The organism is Shouchella phoenicis, assembly GCF_047238345.1.
GTDB lineage: Bacteria > Bacillota > Bacilli > Bacillales > Bacillaceae_D > Shouchella.
This window is the reverse complement of sequence record NZ_JBDFMQ010000001.1, coordinates 3,481,998-3,501,935: the sequence shown is the minus strand read 5'-3', so window position 1 is coordinate 3,501,935 and position 19,938 is coordinate 3,481,998. Positions and strand designations below refer to the sequence as shown.

Sequence of the window (19,938 nt, the reverse complement as noted above, 5' to 3'; positions counted from 1 at the left end):
AGTATTGTGTGTATGAATTCCCATAGGGTGTGACCCTCAAACCTAAAAAAATGAAAGGGGGGTTAACATTCTTTTGAAATCCCATACCAGAAAACGGTCCAGGCTTCTTTAAATCGGCGTTGAAAGTCAGAATCATCATAAATGAAGCTTTCGGTAAATAAGCCATCTAATAAACAATAATAAGCAGAATGAAACATTTGTTCAGGTATATGCCGAAGTCGCCCTTCATCTAAGCCTTGTTGAAAAAGTTGGTGAAGAACCTGGTTGATTTCTTGATCTCCTGCTTGCACAATCTCTCGTACATTCGACCTAAGCTCGGCTGGTGGAAAGAGCATAAAACGTTTGTACATAACACCTTCTTGTTCGTGAATGATAAAGTCACAGCTATGTTTAAGGACAGCGTAAAGCCTTGTCTCTATATCCGTCTCTTCATAATGTTTAGCAGTCGTTTGTATGTTCGTGACCAACTGATTCGTAATTCGCTCGGAGATGAGTAAAAAGAGTTCATTTTTACTTTTAAAATGATTATACATAGACGGTTTTTGAATGCCTACGTTTTTTGCAATTTGGGCCAACGTCGTTCCTTCAAAACCGTGCTTTGAAAATGCTTGCAAAGCCGCATCAATAATTCGTTCTTTTGTGCTCATTATTCCATCCTTTCAAAAAGTCATTGTCAATCTTAAAAATCGGTGCTATACTAACTACCGTTAGTTAGTATTTCATTTTTTATAAGAGGTGCGTGAGACCTATGTGGATTTTAGTTATTATAGCAGGTATTTTCGAAGTTGGTTGGGCAACCGGTTTGAAATATGCTAGTACACCATTTGAGTGGACACTCACGGTGATTGGAATCATCATAAGCTTCACCCTGCTCGTTCGTGCTGCTACAGTTTTGCCAACGAGTACAGTATACGCAATTTTCGTAGCGTTAGGTACTGTTGGAACCGTATTTGTTGATATTGTTCTATTTGATGCGCCGTTTAATATATGGATGCTCTTTTTTATTGTCTTATTACTCGCAGGTGTGCTTGGTCTTAAGCTCGTCACTGGTGATAAGAAAGTAGAAAGGATGGATGAAGCATGAGCTGGGTAATGTTGATTATCGCAGGTATTTTTGAAGTGGTCGGTGTAAGTGGAATCCAAATGATTACGAAAGGGCAAAAGAGAAAAGGCTTTGCCGTTCTAATTATTGGTTTTATTATAAGCTTCACCCTTCTCGGGTTGGCTATGGAGACAATTCCGCTTGGCGTAGCGTATGCAGTTTGGACAGGAATTGGAACGGTTGGTAGTGCGCTAGTTGGCATGGTTTATTACAATGAGTCAAAAGATCGACTTCGCATTTTCTTTATTGGGCTAGTCGTTGTGGCTGTTATTGGATTGAGACTCGTTTCTTAGATACACCAATTATAATAGAAGAAAAAAATCGTGCTGGATCAATCAGCACGATTTTTTAACGATGACTATATGTCTAAGTGGTTGCGCATTTCATCACGAACCCGTGCTTTTTCTTCATCAGACACGATCGCATACCATAGACCATCAATGGTTTGTCCGGTATAATTCACTTCGATTTGCTCGACTTGATTTAGTGCATCCATATAGTCTGATTGGTAAGACCACATATCTCCTAAAGATAAGTCTGTACGAACAGTTGATCCAAGTACGTCTAAAATCTCACCAGCTTTCGTAACAGAACCTAAGGAAGCTGCTTCGTTCATTAATGCTTCAATCACGTCGCGCTGACGATTCGCACGACCGGCATCTCCACGTGGATCATCATAGCGCATCCGCGTATACTTTAATGCTTCCTCTCCATCAAGTTCAATTGTTCCTTCAGGAAATTGTGAGCCATCCATTGTGAACGATAAATCGTTATAAACTTGTACGCCATTAAACGCATCAATTAAGCGTGTGAAACCTTCCATATTAATTCCTGCGTAATGATCAATTGGAATATCAAACGCTTCTTCTACCGTATTAATTAACATTTCTGGACCACCGTAAGCATGGGCGTGGTTAATTTTTTCGGTTGTCCCTCTGCCAACAATATCAACCCTTGTATCTCTCGGGATCGATAACATTTTTGTGGACCCATCTGTAGGATTTAATGTCATTACAACTATAGAATCTGAACGTCCAACAACGTCTTCTTCTCGGCCTGGCGTATGGTCAACACCAGCTAATAGTACGGAAATAGGCTCCCCATCTTGAATCTCAATCTCTCTTATTGGAGATGAACCTTGACGATCACCTAATGGCTCATACATTTCATTCGCTGTACTGCGAATATCATTAAAAATATAAAGGCCAAAGCCAATCACCGCTAAAAAAAGAATGCCAAAGATGAGTGCTGTAACTTTCAATGCCGTCTTTTTCTTCATTTAAGTACGCCTTTCTACTATTGGAATGTAAGTGTGTAATAGAGTATGGAATAATGTCCCTCTTACTAGGATAAAAGAAGCTGTTCAGAAGGACAAGACAATTCTTTTGTAATTTTTCGTAAAAGGTAACCATGCAAAAAGAAGAATTCCGTCTGATCTTGTACAAAATGGTAGAATCATGAATAAAAAAAGACGACAATTTCGCAATATTACAAGCAAATTGTGATATAATTCGATTTGAGTTATGGTATATGTTTAGGAGGTTAGCGATTAGATGGAAGAAACGATTAGTTTGAAAGAGATCTTTCAAACATTAAAACAACGATGGAAATTATTAGTAGCGATTCCGTTGTTAGCAATGTTAGCTGGTGCACTTGTTAGTGCTTTTATCCTTACTCCAAAGTATGAGCGTTCAGCAGAACTCTTAATCTATCAAGCTGGTACAGAAGAAGGCGTCACCCAAAATGATGTCCGAACAAGTTTAGAGTTGGTAGGAACGTACACGCAAATTATTAAAAGTCCTCGTATCTTAAATGAAGTGATTGATAACCAAAACCTAGACTATAGTCTTAGTACACTACAAAATATGGTGTCTGTAACAAATCAAAATAATTCTCAAGTCTTACTCGTTACAGTGGAGGTTGATGATCCAGTCGAAGCAACTGACATTGTAAATGAACTATCAAGCGTGTTTGAAACGCAAATCCCTGATATTTTGAGCACAGATAACGTCACAATTTTATCAGAAGCAGTGGTAGGAGAAGATCCATCGCCATCAAGTCCAAATACGGTCTTAAACATGGCAATCGCGTTTGTTGTAGGGTTAATGGGTGCGGTAGGTCTAGCCTTTCTACTTGAATACTTAGATACTACGGTAAAAACAGAAAAAGATATTGAGAAAATCTTAGACCTCCCTGTGCTTGGAGCTGTCTCAACGATGGATGCAGTTGAAACAACAAGGAAATCGTCATAGTTTAAGAAAGTAGGTGACTCATGGCCAGGTCAACGCGTAATAAAAAAGGTCAAGTACAAAAGAAACGACAACTAATCGCTGATGTAAGTAAACATTCGCCGATTACTGAACAATACCGTAATATCCGTACAAATATTGAATATTCCGCTATCGATACTGACATTCGTACATTACTTATTACATCCGCAGGTCCTGGTGAAGGAAAATCAACAACCGCTTCGAATCTAGCTGTTGTTATGGGACAAAATGGACAGAACGTCTTATTAATTGATGCAGATATGCGAAAGCCAACGGCACATTATACGTTTGGTGTGATGAATACGCATGGTCTCACAAATGTATTAACAAGACAGCACAAGCTTGTTGATGTTGCACAAGAAACATCTATCGAAAACGTTAGCTTATTAACGTGTGGTCCGATCCCGCCGAATCCAGCGGAGCTATTAAATTCTAAAATGATGGAGCTTGTGATCAATGAAGCAAGCGAAAATTTTGACGTTGTAATCGTTGACACGCCGCCTGTTATGGCTGTAGCAGATGCACAAATTTTATCAAGCAAAGTGGACGGGACGATTCTTGTGACTTCAAGTGGGAAAACCGATCGCGATCAATTGGAAAAAGCAAAAGCAAACCTTGAAAAAGCAAAAGCAAACCTGCTTGGCGTTGTCTTAAATAACAAACCAATTGATCAAAACACATATTATTATTATCAATAAAAAGAAATGGGGCGAATTGGATGATTGACATTCATAGTCATATCTTACCTGGGCTAGATGATGGTGCTAAAACCATTGAAGAAAGTATTGCCATTGCCGAAGAAGCGGTAAGTGTGGGCATTACAAAAATGGTGGCAACGCCTCATCATCAGCATCCTAGCTTCCCACTTTTAGATGGGTCCCATTTACATGATGCTGTAGCGGAACTAAATCAAGAGCTTGCAAAGCAAATGATTCCTTTAACAGTCTTACCTGGTCAAGAAATACGTTTATATGGGGACATCCAAAGTGATTTGGCTTCGGGAGCGAGTTTAAGTTTAGGGAACAGCAAATATGTACTCGTTGAGTTTCCTTCTAACGATATTCCAGTCTACGCAAATCGGTTGTTTTATGATTTAGGTTCTCAAGGGTACATCCCAGTTATTGCTCATCCTGAGCGTAATAAAGTCATCATGGACTCACCTAATAAGCTATATGAATTAATTAAAAATGGGGCACTTGCGCAATTAACGTCCTCAAGTTTAACCGGTTATTTTGGGAAGGATATCCAAAAGCTAAGCGAGGAATTAATGGAAGCAAGCCTTGTTCACGTGATTGCTTCTGACGTACATAACACAGCAAATCGTACGTTACGAATGCGGGAAGCGTATGCTTATGTGGAAGAACGCTTTGATTCAAACCTGATGTACGAATACCAAGAAAACGCTCGACTAATGATTGAAAATAAGCATATTTATTTAAACCCTCCAGAAAGAGTAGGGAAGAAAAAGAAGAAATTATTTGGGTTCTTTTAACGATCAATTGCTAGAAGCTCTGCTTAGAGTTTCTTTTTTTTATGGTTTGGTAGGATCGTCAATTTAATGGATTGTACGCCTTTTTCGCATTAATTTGATGTTGTGAAATTGACTAAATTAAGAATCTTATAAATATAAATTGCTTGTTTTCTGAGTGGTTGGTAGAATAATAGATAAGGATTTGAAAACGCATACATAGAGAGGGAAGGGGTTTTGGCATTATGATGAATACACCGTTAACCATTCCGCCAATGCTTGAACGTGCGGAACGATATTTTCCAACAAAGCAAGTCATTTCAAGAACACTAGACAAGACTCACAGGTTATCGTACAAAGAAATTGGCAAGCGCACACGAGCTTTAGCAAGTATTTTGACAGAGCTTGGTCTTAAACGAGGTGAGCGAGTTGGAACTGTAGCCTGGAATCATCATCGCCATTTAGAAGCATATTTTGCTGCTCCTGGAATTGGGGCGGTCTTGCATATGATTAATATGCGATTATCTGCCGACCATCTTGTGTACGTAATTAATCATGCTGAAGATCGAATTCTTCTTATTGATGAAGATCTATTGCCAGTAATAGAAGCGGTTCAAGATAAGTTGACCACTGTCCATACGTTTATTGTCATGACAGATAAAGAGCAACTACCCGAATCAACGCTACGTCCGCTTTATTCTTATGAATCATTACTTGAAAAAGGGAATCCGCAGTTTCCGTTTTTAGACGACCTTGATGAACATGAACCCGCGGCAATGTGCTACACATCTGCTACAACAGGAAAGCCTAAAGGGGTTCTTTATTCACACAGAGGGATTACCCTTCATAGCCTGGTTCAAGGAATGGTTGATACTACGGCACTCTCAGAGAATGATGTGTGTATGCCAGTCGTTCCGATGTTCCATGTAAACGCGTGGGGACTGCCGTTTAGCGCAACGTTTTACGGGGCAACGCAAGTGCTTCCTGGTCCTCAATTCACGCCACAATTATTAGCGGAGTTAATTCAAAACGAAAAAGTTACATTTACAGGCGGCGTTCCGACTATTTGGCTCGGCTTGCTACAGGTCGTTCAAAAAGGAAACTATGATTTAAGTAGCTTACGTGCAGTCATTTGCGGTGGTTCTGCTGCGCCAAAAAGTATGATTGAAACCTTTGAGAAAAAGCTTAAGGTGCCGTTTTTTCATGCATACGGCATGACTGAAACATCACCGATCGTTTCCTATTCACGCTTAAAAAGCCATCAACAAAATTGGGACGAAGCCGATCGGTTTAACGTACGTGCTACACAAGGAATGGCTGTTCCGTTAATTGATCTTAAAGGCGTGAATGAAAATGGAGAAATTGCGTGGGACGGCAAGGAAATGGGGGAGTTGCTAATCCGTGGGCCGTGGATTGCAGATCAATACCATGAAGATGATCGAAGTGACCAAGCTTTTCGTGACGGCTGGCTTCATACTGGTGATGTTGCAACAATCGATGAAGAAGGGTCAATAAAAATCGTCGATCGTACAAAAGATTTAATTAAAAGTGGAGGAGAATGGATCTCATCTGTTGATTTAGAAAATGCGATAATGGGTCATGAAGCTGTTCTCGAAGCGGCGGTCGTGGCCGTTCCTCATGAGAAATGGCAAGAGCGCCCCGTTGCGTGTGTGGTTCTTAAAGAAGGACAAAGCGCGACGAAAGAAGAGATTAACGACTATTTAGCGCAACAATTTGCGAAATGGTGGCTCCCAGACGACGTTATTTTTATGGATCAGCTACCGAGAACGTCTGTCGGAAAATTTTTAAAGCGAGCGTTACGTGACGAAATTGTAAAGTCGAGATAAAACCACATACGAAAAGCAGTCAATGGCTGCTTTTTGTTGTGTTTAATAAAAAAACCGCTAAGATCGATACTAAAAAGGTGTAGTGACCATAAGATGAATCTATTATTTGTATACGGTACGTTGCGAAAAGGTGGTTCAAACGCTGGTTTCTTAAAAGGTGCAGAATGTATAGGGGTGGGATGTGCGGTAGAAGGAGAGTTGCATGCTACGCCTTACGGCTATCCAATTGCACGAAATAAGAAAGGGCAGTTTATTCAAGGTGAGCTTTATATCGTTTCCGTAAATATGTTAAAAGCTATTGATCGATTAGAAGGATATGAAGAAGGTCGCCAAGAAGGGAACGAGTACGAGCGAATCGTCATGGACGTCGTACATAAGGACGAAGTTGTCCAAGCGTACGGCTATATCGCAACCGATTTTTTCCAGCATATCTCTAACCCGATCAAATCAGGAGACTGGATCACTTACGTAAAAGAAAACTAAAGCTACCAAAACGGTAGCTTTATGTGCCGAAAATGTGAAAACGAGGTCAATGTTTCCCTACACATTCTTAAACTTTTTCCGGTAGTGGGCTAATGCGAGCAACGGATAAAAATGACGGTAACTATGGTAGTGAAAGTAAATCCTGTCGGCTAGTCCCTTGCCTACAGGATAATCCTCTGTCCACGGGTGTTTTTCAATATGAGCAAGTAAATAGCGGATGCCGTCACGAATGGATTTATCGGGAAATTCAGAGACAGCAATAAGGCCATCTACCGCCCAAGCCGTTTGCGTAAGGGTACTTGCCGAGAGAGATTTGTAGCGCTTGTGGCGATCGCTTAAGCAAGACTCTCCCCAGCCACCATCATCAAGCTGGATTGATTTTAGCCACTTAACCGCTTTTACTATAGTCGATTGTTTAGACGAGACATTTGCTGCATCAAGAGCCGTTAATGCAGCCCACGTACCATAAATATAGTTAACGCCCCATTGCCCTTCCCAAGACCCGTCTTTCTGCTGATTCTTTTTTAACCATCGTACGCCATCTTTAAGAGCCGAATGATTGTCTTTCGTATGTGCGAAATTTCCAATAAACTCCATGGTTCTGCCTGTTAAATCAGGTGTGCTAGGGTCCGTTAAAATGCCCTTACTTTCTTGAATTGGGAGTAAGGCAAGTAAGCGACTGTCTGTATTTTTTTCAAAAGCAGCCCACCCACCATCTTTATTTTGCATAGAGGATGTCCAAGCCATTCCCCGTTTCCACGCTTCGAGTAGGTCTTTATCTTTTATCGCAGATGCTGTTAGGGCGCGAAGGGAAGAAGTCGTGTCATCAAGATCAGGCTGAATCGTATTCACCGTTGAGAATCCCCAGCCACCGGGTTTAACAGCAGGATTGTGAACGACCCAATCACCATATTTGTGATGTTGTTTAGCGAGTAGGTATTCGGTTGCTTTTTTAATTGTTGTGTCTTCAGGCTTCAGGTTCGCTTCTTGGAGGGCATAACTAATTAAAGACGTATTCCAAATGGACGCCGTCGTAAACTGAATGTGAGCGTGCCCATTAACAGTTGTTTGAAATGATTTGAGCCCGTTTACTGCCTGTTGAATAAGAGGATCTTTCTTAGAATGTCCAAGAGCAAGCAGGGCAAAAATCATAAACATAGTGGAGGTGAAGTAACTGAAAAGCGTCCCGTCTTTCTCAACTGCGCTCATCATATACTGTTTTGCGCGACTGATCGCGAGTTGATGAAGATTTTCTGGAAGGTTCGTTACTTTTTTCACTAAATAGTGAATGGTTCCATGCAGTTTACGTGAATCGTCCCCTTCTGCCCATTCTAAAAAAGGGTCATGTCTTGAATGCCCATGTAAGTCCGACAAGTCTGGACTTCTCGCCGTTTTTACTTCCAGCTTCTTGTCTGCTGCGACAAGAAGCGGAACCATATGTGCACGTCCGTAAACAGACATACTAAATAAGTTAAATGGAAAGGCGATCGGTAAAAGGATCAATTCAATGGGAACAGGAAAAAAGGTTGGCCAACGATATTGACCTGTTAGCAAAAGGACAAATTTTGTTAACAACGTAGTTTGTTCAAGGCCGCCGTTTTTTAAAATAAATGCCTTCGCGCGTTTCATTCGAGGATCCTCTTTTTTGACATAGCCTGAATACAAAATGGCATAATAGCACTCGACTGTCGTTGTCAGGTTTCCGGTTTCTTCATCTTGGACAAGCTTCCAAGCACCATTTTCCTCTTGCACGTGCAGCATCCGGTTCACCAACGCTTGAATGAGTGTCTCGTCATCCTGCTCTAACGTTCTCAGCAAAATAACCATATATGCATCTGTGAAGGTGCCTGCTTCAAACGGGTACTGCCACGAGCCATCTTCCTGCTGATCTTCTTGAAGCCTCGTTACCAACCGTTCGATTGCTTCATCAATTTTCATGGGATCCCTCTCTCCGAACTGTCGTTTCTACAACATATTCAGTCGGAAAAGCTGTCATGCCGATGGAAAGAAAAAAGACAGACTCTCGTAAGAATCTGCCTGTTACCCATGCGTCTAGCCTTTTGTGCCTGATATAACAACCCCTTGAATAAAATATTTTTGCGCAAAAAAGAATAGAATGAGCGGTGGCAGCACAGCCATCACCGATGCAGCCATAAGTAGTTGCCAAGGTGTGGCAGCATATGCAGCAGTGAAGTTTGCTAAACCTAATGACAGCGGATAAAGCTCTTGAGAATTTAAGTAAATGAGCGGTCCCATTAAATCATTCCAACGGAACATAAACTCAATAATCGCCGCTGTTGCCATTGCTGGTAAGGAAAGTGGGAGGATAATCCGGAAGAAAATCGTGAGATAGCCACCACCATCAATGGTTACGGCTTCATCGAGTTCCTTTGGTAAGCCGAGATAAAACTGCCGTAATAAGAATATTAAAAAGGCACTTCCGGCAATGGCGGGTACGGTCAATGGTAAATAGGAGTCAACCCAGCCAATGGAGTTGAAAAGCAAATATTGCGGAATCATCACAACTTGCTGAGGAAGCATCATTGTACTTAACACGATGGCAAACAAGAATGTTTGCCCTCTGGCACGAAAGCGAGCAAAGCCAAACGCAATCATCGCTGAGAAAAAGACGGTGCTGACTACGGTCACAACGGTATACCACGATGTATTCCAGAGGTACGTGGCAAAAGGGTGATTCTGAAAGACCTCAAGATAGTTGGACCAATTCCAGGTATCAGGAAAAAAAGAGAGTGGATTTGCAACAATCTCATCAAGCGTCTTAACCGATGTAAAAACCATCCATACGACGGGAAACAAAAACAAAGATAGACAAGCAAGTAAACCAGCGTACGTCAGGATTTTTCCTCCCTTTGATAACTCGCCAGGAGCGTAATGGGTTTTGTTAAACAAATGCTTCATCTGCTTGACCTCCTTGGATTATTTATCGTATTCGTAATGAACGTTTTTACGGGAAACATATAGCGCTAAGAACGTAAGAACAAAGATGAGGATAAACAAAATCCATGCTTGTGCAGAAGCGTAGCCTATGCGATTTTGGAAAAATGCTGTTTCAAATAAATAATACACATAGAAGTAACTCATCCAGTCAGGACCACCATCCGTAATGACGTACGCTTGGGTGAAGATTTGAAAGGATGCAATAATGGAAATGATGACATTGAAAAGGATTATCGGCGAAATAAGCGGAACGGTAATATTTCGGAACCGTCGCCAAGCACTCGCACCATCAATGACTGCGGCTTCATAAAGTTCTTTTGGTAACTGTTGCAGACTTGCTAAGAAAATAATCATCGTGCTGCCGACTGCTGTAAGCTGCATTAGCACAAAAGATGGAATCACCGTATAAGGGTCTGTAAACCAACCAGGACCGGTAATGCCAAACACTTCATATAAAAATGAATTGACGATCCCAAATTGCGGGTTTAAAATCCACATCCAGAGAAATGCCACCGATACGCCAGAAATAATCGAAGGCGCATAAAAGAATGTGCGGAAAAACGCCTGACCTTTTATTTTTGCATTAAGCAATAAAGCGAGGGCAATGGCCAAAATAATCGTAAACGGAACAGCTAGGGCTGCATAGGCGGTTGTCACAAATAACGAGCGATAGAACAAAGGGTCAGAAAAGAGATTCATAAAGTTTTGGAACCCCACAAATGTCGCTTCTCCCATGATGGCATAGTCAGTAAAGCTAAAATAAAGGGAAGCGATCATTGGCCCTGCGATAAAGACTGTAAAGCCGAGTATCCATGGAGAAATGAACAGCCAGAAGTATTTTTCCTCACGCTTAGCCCCAATTGATGTACGTTTAAGTGGTTTACGACTTTGCTTTGGCGATGTGCTCGATTCCATAGAGTTTCCCTCCTATCCTGTTAATAGGTAAGTGACGTAATATTTTCTTGAAGTTCACGCATGCCTTCATCAACCGTTTTCCGTCGATCGTAAATCGAATTAATCGTCATGTTTTGATGTTTTAAGACCGGTGCAAAATTTGAAATAAGGTGATTGTCAGTCGGTCGACCATATTGAAGGGCCCCTTCTTCTGCAATGCGTAAGTCTTCAACAGGAATGCCGGTCCGCTCAGAAATGAGTTCGAACCATAGCTCTTTCAAATCAGAGTTGGCGGGACTTTCTAACGTCATTTCCACCATCCATTTTGCCGCTTTATCAGGATCGAGAAGGAATTTTAGGAATTCCCAAGCTTCTTCAGGGTGTTCGCTGCCTTCGCTAATCGACCAAGGGTCTACGTATAGCGAGATTTGGCGCTCTTCGTTCGTGTAAGGATAGGCGGCTAATCCCCAGTTCAGCTCGGTTGCTGCATATTGTTTCGTGCCCCATCCACCTTTCATCACCATCCCAACACGGCCACTAAGAAATGGATCACTCAATTGCTGGAGTGCGGCAATTTCACTTTGTGGAGGCATCACTTCATGAAGATTAATTAAATCTGATCGCTGTTGAATCGCCTCTCGATTTCGAGGGTTTTCAGTCACGACAGGTTCTGATAAAGTTCCCGTTTCATAATCTTCATCAGCAAAGAAATCTCCACCAAATGCCCACGCATTTTTATTCGGTGAATCTTCATCTAGCACACCATAAACGCGCTGGGTTGGAGGAAGATCGTTTTGCGTAATCGCTTGAGCGGCGTCAATCATCGCATCATAATCCCAGCTTTCATCATTCCAATCAGTAGGCGGATAAGGAACACCCGCTTCATCAAAGAGGTCACGATTGTAATAAAGAAACGAGCCCATCGAAAGAATCGGAATCCCATAAACCCCATCTTCCATCTCATACACATCGGTTAAGGTTTCATCAATGCCATCTAACACGTCAGGTTCTTCTTCAAGAAAAGGACTTAGATCTTTTAACGCGTCCATTGCATAGTAACTACCAAAGCCAGAGTCAGCCCAGTTTGGCGACCACACATCAGGTACGTTGCCACCTGCGATCATCGTCTGCAGCTTTTGATCAATTTCTCCTTGAGGAATCGTCTGTAGCTGAACACGAATACCTGGATTTTCTTCCTCAAAGGCGTCAATAACACGATGTTCCCATTCAATTAAGTTTGGATCACTGCGCACAAGCCATGTTAAGACGACTTCACCGTTTGCACCTGCGGACTCTTCATCCGCACAGCTAGCTAGCAAAGAAACACTTGCGACAATAGGGACGAGTAAGACTGCTTGAATCTTTTTTTTCATCACAATCCCTCCATGAGACATTTTAGAAAGCGCTTTCATAAATGCTTCTTGATGATTGTAGAAAATCCTGCTTTGTTTCCTGTACATTATGCAAAAATCATTCCTGCTATTCAGAGGTTGAAAAAAATGGGTGAAAAGCACAGGTAAGGTGGTAAAAATTAGAGGGCTGTTTTATATCGGCTTGAGCATGAATTACTAAAATTTTTTTGTATTACTTTTACATGTACTCTCTTTTTTTTCTATAAATGAATACTGTAATGCCATTGAGAAAAATGGTTCCTGCAGCAAGTATAAATGAGAGGAGAATGACACTTTGAGAAGTGTCCATAAGCGCTGACCAATCCTCTATCCTCACTAGATAATCATTGTAGAGGAGCTGAAAACATATCGAGACGATACAGGCACTCATACTTGCTAAAGAAACGATTACCCATCTTTTATGATGTTTGACCAAATTTAGAATGGGAAGCGTCCATGCAAGCAATCCAATCACAAGACTTCCTAGATTTAACCACTCATACATAGCCATCAGTCCTTTCTAGATAAACGCTCAATATGAAGCAAGCTTACGAGTAAACATACAAACCTGTTATTGAAACGTCATTTTCGTATAGGGGAAAAGAGTGTCTGTCGTGCTCGTTAAGGTGCAAAATCAAAAAAAATAACAACGAAAATAAATGAGAGTGGAAGTGATAGTGAGAAGAGTAGAGACAGGGTTGGTAAAACCTTTTTGGTTGATTTCATGAGTGAGTAAATGGAAAGTGTGGTGCCTAATAAAATGAGAATAAGAAGAACGTATTCGTTATAAAAATAGCCTGTGAAACCGGCTCGCAACGTTATGAACAAACAGGTAAAACCTATAATCAAAGCCGAATATGTCGTAATTGTAACGTGTTTGGTTGAATCTGATTTTGTCATGACTGAACACGCCCCTTTATATTAACTTACTTAAATCATATCACTAAAAAAGATTCAAGACAAAGTAGTTTGACAATTCATACAAAACCACTCATACTGCCTGTAAACGATGTTCTTTACCGAAAAGGAGCGAAGCATATGAACCATTCACTCGATTTTCCTCGACCGAAATTTGTCCGTCAAGACTGGGACTTGTTAAATGGCACATGGTCGTTTGCATTTGATGATGAAAATATCGGATTGAAACAACATTGGTTTGCTGGCGCTAAACTTAAACAAGAAATAACCGTTCCCTACACATATGAGACGAAAAAAAGTGGGATTGGGGATGAACGTTTTCATCCAGTCGTTTGGTATGAACGAAACATCTCTATTCCAGATGAAAATAAAAACAAGACAATTCTTCTTCACTTTCAAGCTAGCGATTACCATACGACCGTTTGGGTGAACGGATGCTGTGCAGGAAGTCATGAAGGTGGATATACCTCATTTACGTTTGATCTTACCCCTTTTTTAGTGGACGATTCCTCGCAAACCATAACGGTTCGGGTGGAAGATTGTATGAGTACCGAGCAACCGAGAGGAAAACAACGCTGGATCAACAAAAACTTCGGGTGCTGGTATGTACAAACAACAGGAATTTGGCAATCCGTCTGGGTAGAGTATGTAAACAAACAGCATTTTGAAAAAGTGGACATCCAGCCAGATTTGGATCAGGCGTCAGTGGCATTTACGTACCAACTGGCTGGGGAGACACAAGGGGTAGAGGTTGAGACGGTGATTACGTTTAACGATTATGAGGTGCGCCGCTTTTCGTTTAAACCTGAGCGTCACGAGACTAATATGGAAGTAGCGTTAACCTCCTCAATTCATGAATGGGGCGTAGCGGTTTGGTCACTGGAGCAACCGAATCTTTATGATGTTACCTTTATCATTCGAAAAGATGGGGAAATCATAGATCAGGCAACCTCTTATTTTGGCTTACGAAAAATTTCTATAAAAAATGGACAAGTGCTCTTAAACAATCGTCCCGTGTACCAAAAGTTAATTTTGGATCAAGGGTATTGGGAAGACACGCATTTAACACCACCTTCTCTGGAAGCACTTGAAACGGATATCGATGCGACAAAAGCGCTTGGGTTTAATGGAATCCGAAAACATCAAAAAATTGAAGATGAGCGATTTTACGCACTTTGTGATCGGAAAGGATTGCTTGTATGGGCGGAGATGCCATCTGCGTACTCATTTTCAACGAAAGCTGTGAAAGCGTTCTCTAAAGAGTGGTTTGATGTAGTGGACCAACTGGCTCATTATCCATCTATTGTGACATGGGTTCCTTTTAATGAATCATGGGGTGTTGGCCAGATCTTTACAAATGAACAGCAGCAAGCGTTCACAGAAAGCATCTATTATGGCACAAAGTCACTTGATTCAAGGCCGGTCATTGTGAACGATGGGTGGGAACATACCATTTCTGATATTATCACATTGCATGATTATGAGGAGTTTGCCGATCGTTTCTTAAGGCGATATGAGGATGAAACGGCGATTTTAGGAAATGCTTACCCACATAACCTTGATAAATATGCGTTTGCAGAAGGATACGAATACAAAGGACAACCTGTTATGATCAGTGAATATGGTGGAATCGCATTTACAACAGATGATGGTTGGGGATATGGAAATCAAGTGAAATCGGAGAAAGATTTTCTCATGCGCTATGAAGGAATGACTGACGCGATTAAAACATTGCCCTATGTGAGCGGCTTTTGCTATACGCAACTTACAGATGTGCAGCAAGAGGTTAATGGCTTACTTGATGAAAACCGAAAGCCCAAAATAAAAGAAGAAAAAATAAAAGCATTAAACGATAAATAGAGTGAAGCAATTCTCTTGCACAGGTTTTTTCCCTTTGTGAGAGGATTGTTTGTCGTTTATAGTCCTAAGGACAAACGTTCCCGTATACCTTAATAAAAAGGGGTGATGTGCGGATGAAACGTTTGTTCATAACCATTGCGATAGGATGCTGCCTTTTTAGTATAGGAATCTGTTTTTTTCATGCTTACAGTGAGCGGTCGCTGGCAAGCCTGATCTATTATAACGAAGAGGACATTATCATTATCGGTGTCACTATTGATCGAACGAATACAGAAAGGGAAGAAGGCTATGATCATTACCTTGATGAACAAGAAGAAATGGAAGAACTATTAGCGTTTCTTTCAAATTATCAAGTGAAACGAGTATCCCAGTCTTATTATCAAAAGCAGTTACTATACGGTTCTCAACAAGAAGTGTTCATTAGTCATTACTCTCACAATGCTTCGGTTGTGTTCATTGGAGAGGCTGGTGTGCATGTTGTCGATCAAGGAACCTATCGAATCGTAAATGGTCCAATTGATTTAAGCGAACTCGAGAATGTCATTGTTAAGTAATGGTGGAAAGGTTTAAGATACGTAAACAAAAGGAAAGGGAGGGGTAGCGCAGTCTAAAGAAAGTAGGGAGAATATGCATATGGTAAACGAAAAAGAGTTATTATTAAACCAAGCCACGATCGGCAATCATATCTTAAAAAACCGCTATATTGTCGCACCAATGACCCGTGTGTCTTCGTCGGACAAGGGTGTTCCAAATGAAACGGTCCATCGTTACTATGAACGATTTGCAAAAGGTGGGTTTGCGGCCATCATAACAGAAGGGATTTATCCAGATACCGCCTATAGCCAAGGTTACGAAAACCAACCTGGACTAGCGACAGATGAACAAATGGAAGCATGGAAGCCAATTGTGGAGACAATGAAAGAAAATCGGGCTTTATCCATTGCGCAAATTATGCATGCAGGTGCGCAATCACAAGGCAATGCATATACGGATGAAACCGTTGCGCCAAGCGTATTTACGCCCCCACGAGAGAAAGTCTCGCTTTATGGTGGACAAGGCCCTTTTCCAGAAGCTCGTCCATTAACGGTTGACGGTATTCAAACGATTAAAACAGACTTTGTGAAGGCGGCGCTTCGAGCTCAAGAAGCAGGGTTTGATGGAGTTGAGCTTCACGGAGCCAATGGTTACTTATTAGATCAATTTCTTTCTGAAGCGAGTAATCAACGTGGAGATGAATACGGTGGCTCTACAGAAAATCGTGTAAGACTCATTGTGGAGCTAATTGATGAAGTTCGAGAAGCCGTCGGAGAAACCATGTTGCTCGGTGTTCGCATTTCGCAAATGAAAGCAACCGATCCGTCTTATAAATGGGAAGGCGGGGAAGAAGAGGCGGCAACGATTTTCTCTTCGCTTGGAAAGACAAGAGTGGATTATATCCATCTTTCTGAAGGCGATGCGAAAATACCTGCTTTTGGAGAAGGTTCTATGCTCATGGCAGAGGCGGCCAAACGTTATTCTAATAAGCCGATCATTGCCTGCGGTTCGCTAGAAGATCCGATTGAAGCTGGGAAACTAGTGGGGATGGAGCATTGTGATTTTGTTGCGTTAGGTAGACAAGCCCTTGTCCAACCAGACTTTCCGAATCGTTTTGAAAAAGGACAAGCATTAATGGAAGTGAGTCACGTGAAAAATATCTTAACAAATAATACGACGCCACCTGCGGCGATCTCCAAGGCAGAGTTGGAGATCGAACTAATTGAAAACGAAGAAGTGACGAAATAAAAGCAAAGAGATTGTACGGTACAAAAGAACCTTGACCATTCGTCAAGGTTCTTTCCTTTTTCAGACGGGACACGACTTGTTACGTGGAAACCGTTTGATACAGGCACATGGTTTCGACTCGTTCATCTTGTTCTGTAACGATGAAGCCAAACGATTGATAGAACGGTTTTGCTCGACTTCCATTAAAAATTTTTAAGGAGATCTCTTCCTTGTCTTTATAATGAGAAAGGATATGTTGAAAGACCGTTCTACCAATGCCTTGTCCTTGAAAAGCTGGTTCGAGATAAAAGTTTTTTAATTCGACTGAGTGTTCATGTTCAACTATGCCGATACAGCCAATTGTGTTCACATCTTGGTCTTTAATTAAATAGATCGACTCTGGTCGGAAATGGTCTTCAAATCGCTGAAGCACACGCGCGCGTGGAAGTGCTAGACGAACAAAATCGTCTTGCAAAACATTCATTCTTAATTGTGACAGGTACGGTTTGTCTTCATATGTACTTTGAACAAATGTATAGATCAAACGTTGTCCTCCTTCTCATTTACTTATGTACAAGCTTTATCCACTCGTATACGACAAGATCGGTTTCATTAAAGGAAGAATCCAAAGTAGAGGCTAACTTGGAAAAAAACGGTTGATGAACGCTTTTCCAATATGTGAGCGTTTGATCGCCTTCTCCTTCTGCATGAGCATGTGCTTCTGTTACATGATTGTAAGGAAGGATATCCACTTTTGTTGTTTGCATAATCGCTTGTGCGACGCCATCGCCATCTAAAATAATGTTAAACTGTCCTTTTGTTGGAAGGGGCTCTTGTTCTTTTTCATACGCCAAATAATAGGAGGAAGTGCCTTGCTTTTCTTCTGTTAATACAAGGGCGCATAAATCGTCTGCCATCTTCTTCGTACCGTCACCAAATGCCCACGCCTGATAAGGTGTATCGGTATAGGCAGGGTTCTCTTTAACGAAAGATTGCCACATAGCGTGAATCGATGGATGTTCAGTCATCGTAACACCTCATTTTTAGTTGTCGAAAATCAAAAAGTATTCCTACAGTTTATCATGAAAACGTTTTATGATAAAAGAAGAGACGTTTAGCAAAAATGAAAAACGAGGTGAAGACCGTGAGTTGTATCTTTTGTAACATCATCAATGATTCTAGTGAATCGAACGTATTATATGAAGATAAGCATTGTCTAGTAATCTTAGACATTAACCCCATCCGTTCAGGTCATACGCTAGTCATTCCAAAGCAACATGTATCAGACATAAATGGATTAAGCGATGAACGTTATTTAGCCATCATGGCTGTCGTGAAGCAAATGAGTCATCATCTGCAAAAGAACCTTAATCCAGTTAAGGTTGGGCTGGCAGTCGTTGGACTAGATATTGATCATCTGCATATTCATTTAGTGCCGATGCATGAGTACCATGATCTGACATCGAAATTTTATTTAGATGGGACGATAAAGCGGGCGTCAAATGATACGTTAAATAAGATGAAAGAGAAACTGACAGCAGTCGATTAAGGGTGGCAAACACATATCTTTTAATCAAACAGATGCGTTTCAATTCCTTTTTCTTCGAGGAATGTTTCTATCTTTTGTTGCTCTCGTCCGTTTACGTGGCTAGGAACTGTATCTATAAACAAAAGCGCCTCAAGATCGATAGAACCATCCAATAGGTCCGACATAGCTTGATCAAACTGGTTTACCGAATCATGAAAAGAAGCTAAGTACTCATGGTAGCCAGTCATATATTGTTGGATTCGCTCAACGTTTTCACCGTATCCCTCTGGTAACGTATTGGATTCAATATAGGTCGAGAAGTTTTCATCATTTTCCTTAAGTAAGGTCATGACTTCAACAGCTTTGGCCGTTTCTTCTGTTGTAAGTGGATCTTGTGCATAAAGCGTGTGTTCAAACTGAGCGATCACATGATCTAGATCTGCACTCGCGTTTAAATAATCTTGAATACTTGCATGGAGTTCATCTGTTGATAGGGTCTGATGTGTAACATCAGACTTAAAAATATGCGTTGGGATTGAGAAGGTATCAAGTGATTCAGCTTTCTCGACCTCTTCTTCAACAATCCTTGCTTGCTCTTCTGGAAAACAAGCGGTAAAAAGAACGGTCATACTCAAACATAGCGTTAGACTAAAAGTTTTCAAAAAACCACTCCAATACATAGGACCTCATAATAAGTTATTCGCATGTTTCCATCAGAATCCTCCTAAACCTTTCCTGTCGCTGACCAAACAGCATGGACGAGCAACATGATTTCCTGCAAGGTTGTTTCATCGTAGGCCGTTGCATTAAGCTCGGTGGTGACGTTTTTTCCAGCGAAACTGATGGTCGAAATGCCAATCAATATATGCTCGAAATGGTCTTTCTGGTAAAGCATGAGCTCATCTCGAACGTGAACAGTTGCGCGATATTCTTCACCGTGGATGCGGAGAGTGTACTGAACTTTTGAAGCTTTTAGCGCTTCGGCGTTAATCTCACCAATTTTGATTCTGCCTTCATAAATATCCCACGCATTTGCGCCAAAAGTTAGTTTGAACCCAGTTTGCTCAGCATGATACGAGTCACCTGTGACATGATTGACGACATCAAAGTGTATATGTTGCCACCTAGCTAGGCCTTGGAGAGCATTAGCATCTTTGCGCTTAAACGATCCTTTCTCAACGTCGTCAACAAAGTAAGGCGTTTCTTCCTTATTGGAAGAAAAGAGTGAGTAGGAATGTTTCACAACGACGGTCTCATCGTCTAATTGATCGCGATGTTTGCCTTTCCCGAAGATCCCTTTATATAAGAGCATTGGCACTGCAACAAGGATCAGTACAGCCAAAACGACGTATTGAACGATCTCTACCAGTATAAACACCTCCTTCAATCATAGTTTACTAGAAGTGGGAGGATATGGATAATAAAAAAGCTCACCGACAATTGTATGTCGGCGAGCTT

22 protein-coding genes are annotated in these 19,938 nt (G+C 41.2%); 11 read left to right on the top strand and 11 right to left on the bottom strand.

Features of this window, described 5'->3' with window-relative positions; all coding sequences use genetic code 11:
* Positions 1-62: 62 nt before the first annotated feature.
* Positions 63-647 carry a TetR/AcrR family transcriptional regulator gene (locus ABC361_RS18705; protein ID WP_413075354.1) on the bottom strand — a complete coding sequence of 195 codons (585 nt, stop codon included), beginning with the start codon at positions 645-647 and terminating at the stop codon, positions 63-65.
* A 101-nt stretch (positions 648-748) separates the two neighbouring features.
* Here ABC361_RS18705 and ABC361_RS18700 point away from each other — a divergent pair, with 101 nt between their 5' ends.
* Both ABC361_RS18700 and ABC361_RS18695 read left to right on the top strand, forming a co-directional pair.
* Entirely contained in the window at positions 749-1,084 is a 336-nt protein-coding gene (locus ABC361_RS18700; RefSeq protein WP_413075353.1) for a DMT family transporter, read from the top strand.
* Entirely contained in the window at positions 1,081-1,395 is a 315-nt protein-coding gene (locus ABC361_RS18695) for a DMT family transporter (RefSeq protein WP_413075352.1), read from the top strand. The genes ABC361_RS18700 and ABC361_RS18695 overlap by 4 nt, the downstream gene beginning before the upstream one ends.
* A 65-nt stretch (positions 1,396-1,460) precedes the next feature.
* Here the strand turns inward: ABC361_RS18695 and ABC361_RS18690 are convergent, their stop codons facing one another.
* Positions 1,461-2,381, bottom strand: coding sequence for an LCP family glycopolymer transferase (locus ABC361_RS18690; RefSeq protein WP_413075351.1), 921 nt, complete (start codon positions 2,379-2,381; stop codon positions 1,461-1,463).
* A 274-nt stretch (positions 2,382-2,655) separates the two neighbouring features.
* Between ABC361_RS18690 and ABC361_RS18685 the strand changes: the two genes are divergently transcribed.
* From ABC361_RS18685 to ABC361_RS18665, 5 genes are all read left to right on the top strand, one after another.
* Positions 2,656-3,354: a YveK family protein gene (locus tag ABC361_RS18685; protein WP_413075350.1), complete on the top strand. Its 699-nt coding sequence runs from the start codon at positions 2,656-2,658 to the stop codon at positions 3,352-3,354.
* Positions 3,355-3,374: 20 nt separating this feature from the next.
* Positions 3,375-4,070: a CpsD/CapB family tyrosine-protein kinase gene (locus tag ABC361_RS18680; RefSeq protein WP_413075349.1), complete on the top strand. Its 696-nt coding sequence runs from the start codon at positions 3,375-3,377 to the stop codon at positions 4,068-4,070.
* A 20-nt stretch (positions 4,071-4,090) separates the two neighbouring features.
* Entirely contained in the window at positions 4,091-4,864 is a 774-nt protein-coding gene (locus ABC361_RS18675; protein WP_413075348.1) for a tyrosine-protein phosphatase, read from the top strand.
* 221 nt (positions 4,865-5,085) lie between these two features.
* Positions 5,086-6,687 (top strand): long-chain fatty acid--CoA ligase, encoded by a 1,602-nt coding sequence (locus ABC361_RS18670; protein ID WP_413075347.1) that lies wholly within the window; start codon positions 5,086-5,088, stop codon positions 6,685-6,687.
* 93 nt (positions 6,688-6,780) lie between these two features.
* Positions 6,781-7,170 carry a gamma-glutamylcyclotransferase family protein gene (locus ABC361_RS18665; RefSeq protein WP_413075346.1) on the top strand — a complete coding sequence of 130 codons (390 nt, stop codon included), beginning with the start codon at positions 6,781-6,783 and terminating at the stop codon, positions 7,168-7,170.
* 57 nt (positions 7,171-7,227) lie between these two features.
* Here the strand turns inward: ABC361_RS18665 and shc are convergent, their stop codons facing one another.
* From shc to ABC361_RS18640, 5 genes are all read right to left on the bottom strand, one after another.
* On the bottom strand, positions 7,228-9,108 hold the full coding sequence (shc, locus tag ABC361_RS18660) for a squalene--hopene cyclase (RefSeq protein ID WP_413075345.1): 1,881 nt from the start codon (positions 9,106-9,108) through the stop codon (positions 7,228-7,230).
* Between the two features lie 114 nt (positions 9,109-9,222).
* Entirely contained in the window at positions 9,223-10,089 is an 867-nt protein-coding gene (locus tag ABC361_RS18655; RefSeq protein WP_413075344.1) for a carbohydrate ABC transporter permease, read from the bottom strand.
* A gap of 18 nt (positions 10,090-10,107) precedes the next feature.
* Entirely contained in the window at positions 10,108-11,043 is a 936-nt protein-coding gene (locus tag ABC361_RS18650) for a carbohydrate ABC transporter permease (protein ID WP_413075343.1), read from the bottom strand.
* Between the two features lie 20 nt (positions 11,044-11,063).
* Complete coding sequence (locus ABC361_RS18645) at positions 11,064-12,395, bottom strand: ABC transporter substrate-binding protein (RefSeq protein ID WP_413075342.1); 1,332 nt, start codon at positions 12,393-12,395, stop codon at positions 11,064-11,066.
* 217 nt (positions 12,396-12,612) lie between these two features.
* Entirely contained in the window at positions 12,613-12,918 is a 306-nt protein-coding gene (locus ABC361_RS18640) for a hypothetical protein (protein ID WP_413075341.1), read from the bottom strand.
* Between the two features lie 533 nt (positions 12,919-13,451).
* Here ABC361_RS18640 and ABC361_RS18635 point away from each other — a divergent pair.
* The 3 genes from ABC361_RS18635 to ABC361_RS18625 all read left to right on the top strand — a co-directional run bounded on the left by ABC361_RS18635 (position 13,452) and on the right by ABC361_RS18625 (position 16,973).
* A complete protein-coding gene (locus tag ABC361_RS18635) occupies positions 13,452-15,191 on the top strand; it encodes a glycoside hydrolase family 2 protein (RefSeq protein WP_413075340.1) in 1,740 nt (579 codons plus the stop codon).
* Between the two features lie 113 nt (positions 15,192-15,304).
* A complete protein-coding gene (locus tag ABC361_RS18630; RefSeq protein ID WP_413075339.1) occupies positions 15,305-15,745 on the top strand; it encodes a hypothetical protein in 441 nt (146 codons plus the stop codon).
* Between the two features lie 79 nt (positions 15,746-15,824).
* Positions 15,825-16,973: an NADH:flavin oxidoreductase gene (locus ABC361_RS18625; protein ID WP_413075338.1), complete on the top strand. Its 1,149-nt coding sequence runs from the start codon at positions 15,825-15,827 to the stop codon at positions 16,971-16,973.
* 79 nt (positions 16,974-17,052) lie between these two features.
* Here the strand turns inward: ABC361_RS18625 and ABC361_RS18620 are convergent, their stop codons facing one another.
* A complete protein-coding gene (locus tag ABC361_RS18620) occupies positions 17,053-17,496 on the bottom strand; it encodes a GNAT family N-acetyltransferase (protein WP_413075337.1) in 444 nt (147 codons plus the stop codon).
* A gap of 19 nt (positions 17,497-17,515) precedes the next feature.
* On the bottom strand, positions 17,516-17,980 hold the full coding sequence (locus tag ABC361_RS18615) for an ASCH domain-containing protein (protein WP_413075336.1): 465 nt from the start codon (positions 17,978-17,980) through the stop codon (positions 17,516-17,518).
* Between the two features lie 95 nt (positions 17,981-18,075).
* Between ABC361_RS18615 and ABC361_RS18610 the strand changes: the two genes are divergently transcribed.
* Positions 18,076-18,501 (top strand): HIT family protein, encoded by a 426-nt coding sequence (locus ABC361_RS18610; protein WP_413075335.1) that lies wholly within the window; start codon positions 18,076-18,078, stop codon positions 18,499-18,501.
* 20 nt (positions 18,502-18,521) lie between these two features.
* On the opposite strand, the gene ABC361_RS18605 is transcribed toward ABC361_RS18610, so the two are convergent.
* On the bottom strand, positions 18,522-19,142 hold the full coding sequence (locus ABC361_RS18605; RefSeq protein WP_413075334.1) for an NDxxF motif lipoprotein: 621 nt from the start codon (positions 19,140-19,142) through the stop codon (positions 18,522-18,524).
* Positions 19,143-19,204: 62 nt separating this feature from the next.
* A complete protein-coding gene (locus ABC361_RS18600) occupies positions 19,205-19,858 on the bottom strand; it encodes a hypothetical protein (RefSeq protein WP_413075333.1) in 654 nt (217 codons plus the stop codon).
* Positions 19,859-19,938 lie beyond the last annotated feature (80 nt).

Excerpts from the sequence above, each read along its gene's own strand:
- ABC361_RS18705 (WP_413075354.1), bottom strand. The coding sequence starts at position 647 with ATGAGCACAAAAGAACGAATTATTGATGCGGCTTTGCAAGCATTTTCA.
- ABC361_RS18700 (WP_413075353.1), top strand. The coding sequence starts at position 749 with ATGTGGATTTTAGTTATTATAGCAGGTATTTTCGAAGTTGGTTGGGCA.
- ABC361_RS18695 (WP_413075352.1), top strand. The coding sequence starts at position 1,081 with ATGAGCTGGGTAATGTTGATTATCGCAGGTATTTTTGAAGTGGTCGGT.
- ABC361_RS18690 (WP_413075351.1), bottom strand. The coding sequence starts at position 2,381 with ATGAAGAAAAAGACGGCATTGAAAGTTACAGCACTCATCTTTGGCATT.
- ABC361_RS18685 (WP_413075350.1), top strand. The coding sequence starts at position 2,656 with ATGGAAGAAACGATTAGTTTGAAAGAGATCTTTCAAACATTAAAACAA.
- ABC361_RS18680 (WP_413075349.1), top strand. The coding sequence starts at position 3,375 with ATGGCCAGGTCAACGCGTAATAAAAAAGGTCAAGTACAAAAGAAACGA.
- ABC361_RS18675 (WP_413075348.1), top strand. The coding sequence starts at position 4,091 with ATGATTGACATTCATAGTCATATCTTACCTGGGCTAGATGATGGTGCT.
- ABC361_RS18670 (WP_413075347.1), top strand. The coding sequence starts at position 5,086 with ATGATGAATACACCGTTAACCATTCCGCCAATGCTTGAACGTGCGGAA.
- ABC361_RS18665 (WP_413075346.1), top strand. The coding sequence starts at position 6,781 with ATGAATCTATTATTTGTATACGGTACGTTGCGAAAAGGTGGTTCAAAC.
- shc (WP_413075345.1), bottom strand. The coding sequence starts at position 9,108 with ATGAAAATTGATGAAGCAATCGAACGGTTGGTAACGAGGCTTCAAGAA.
- ABC361_RS18655 (WP_413075344.1), bottom strand. The coding sequence starts at position 10,089 with ATGAAGCATTTGTTTAACAAAACCCATTACGCTCCTGGCGAGTTATCA.
- ABC361_RS18650 (WP_413075343.1), bottom strand. The coding sequence starts at position 11,043 with ATGGAATCGAGCACATCGCCAAAGCAAAGTCGTAAACCACTTAAACGT.
- ABC361_RS18645 (WP_413075342.1), bottom strand. The coding sequence starts at position 12,395 with ATGAAAAAAAAGATTCAAGCAGTCTTACTCGTCCCTATTGTCGCAAGT.
- ABC361_RS18640 (WP_413075341.1), bottom strand. The coding sequence starts at position 12,918 with ATGTATGAGTGGTTAAATCTAGGAAGTCTTGTGATTGGATTGCTTGCA.
- ABC361_RS18635 (WP_413075340.1), top strand. The coding sequence starts at position 13,452 with ATGAACCATTCACTCGATTTTCCTCGACCGAAATTTGTCCGTCAAGAC.
- ABC361_RS18630 (WP_413075339.1), top strand. The coding sequence starts at position 15,305 with ATGAAACGTTTGTTCATAACCATTGCGATAGGATGCTGCCTTTTTAGT.
- ABC361_RS18625 (WP_413075338.1), top strand. The coding sequence starts at position 15,825 with ATGGTAAACGAAAAAGAGTTATTATTAAACCAAGCCACGATCGGCAAT.
- ABC361_RS18615 (WP_413075336.1), bottom strand. The coding sequence starts at position 17,980 with ATGACTGAACATCCATCGATTCACGCTATGTGGCAATCTTTCGTTAAA.
- ABC361_RS18610 (WP_413075335.1), top strand. The coding sequence starts at position 18,076 with ATGAAAAACGAGGTGAAGACCGTGAGTTGTATCTTTTGTAACATCATC.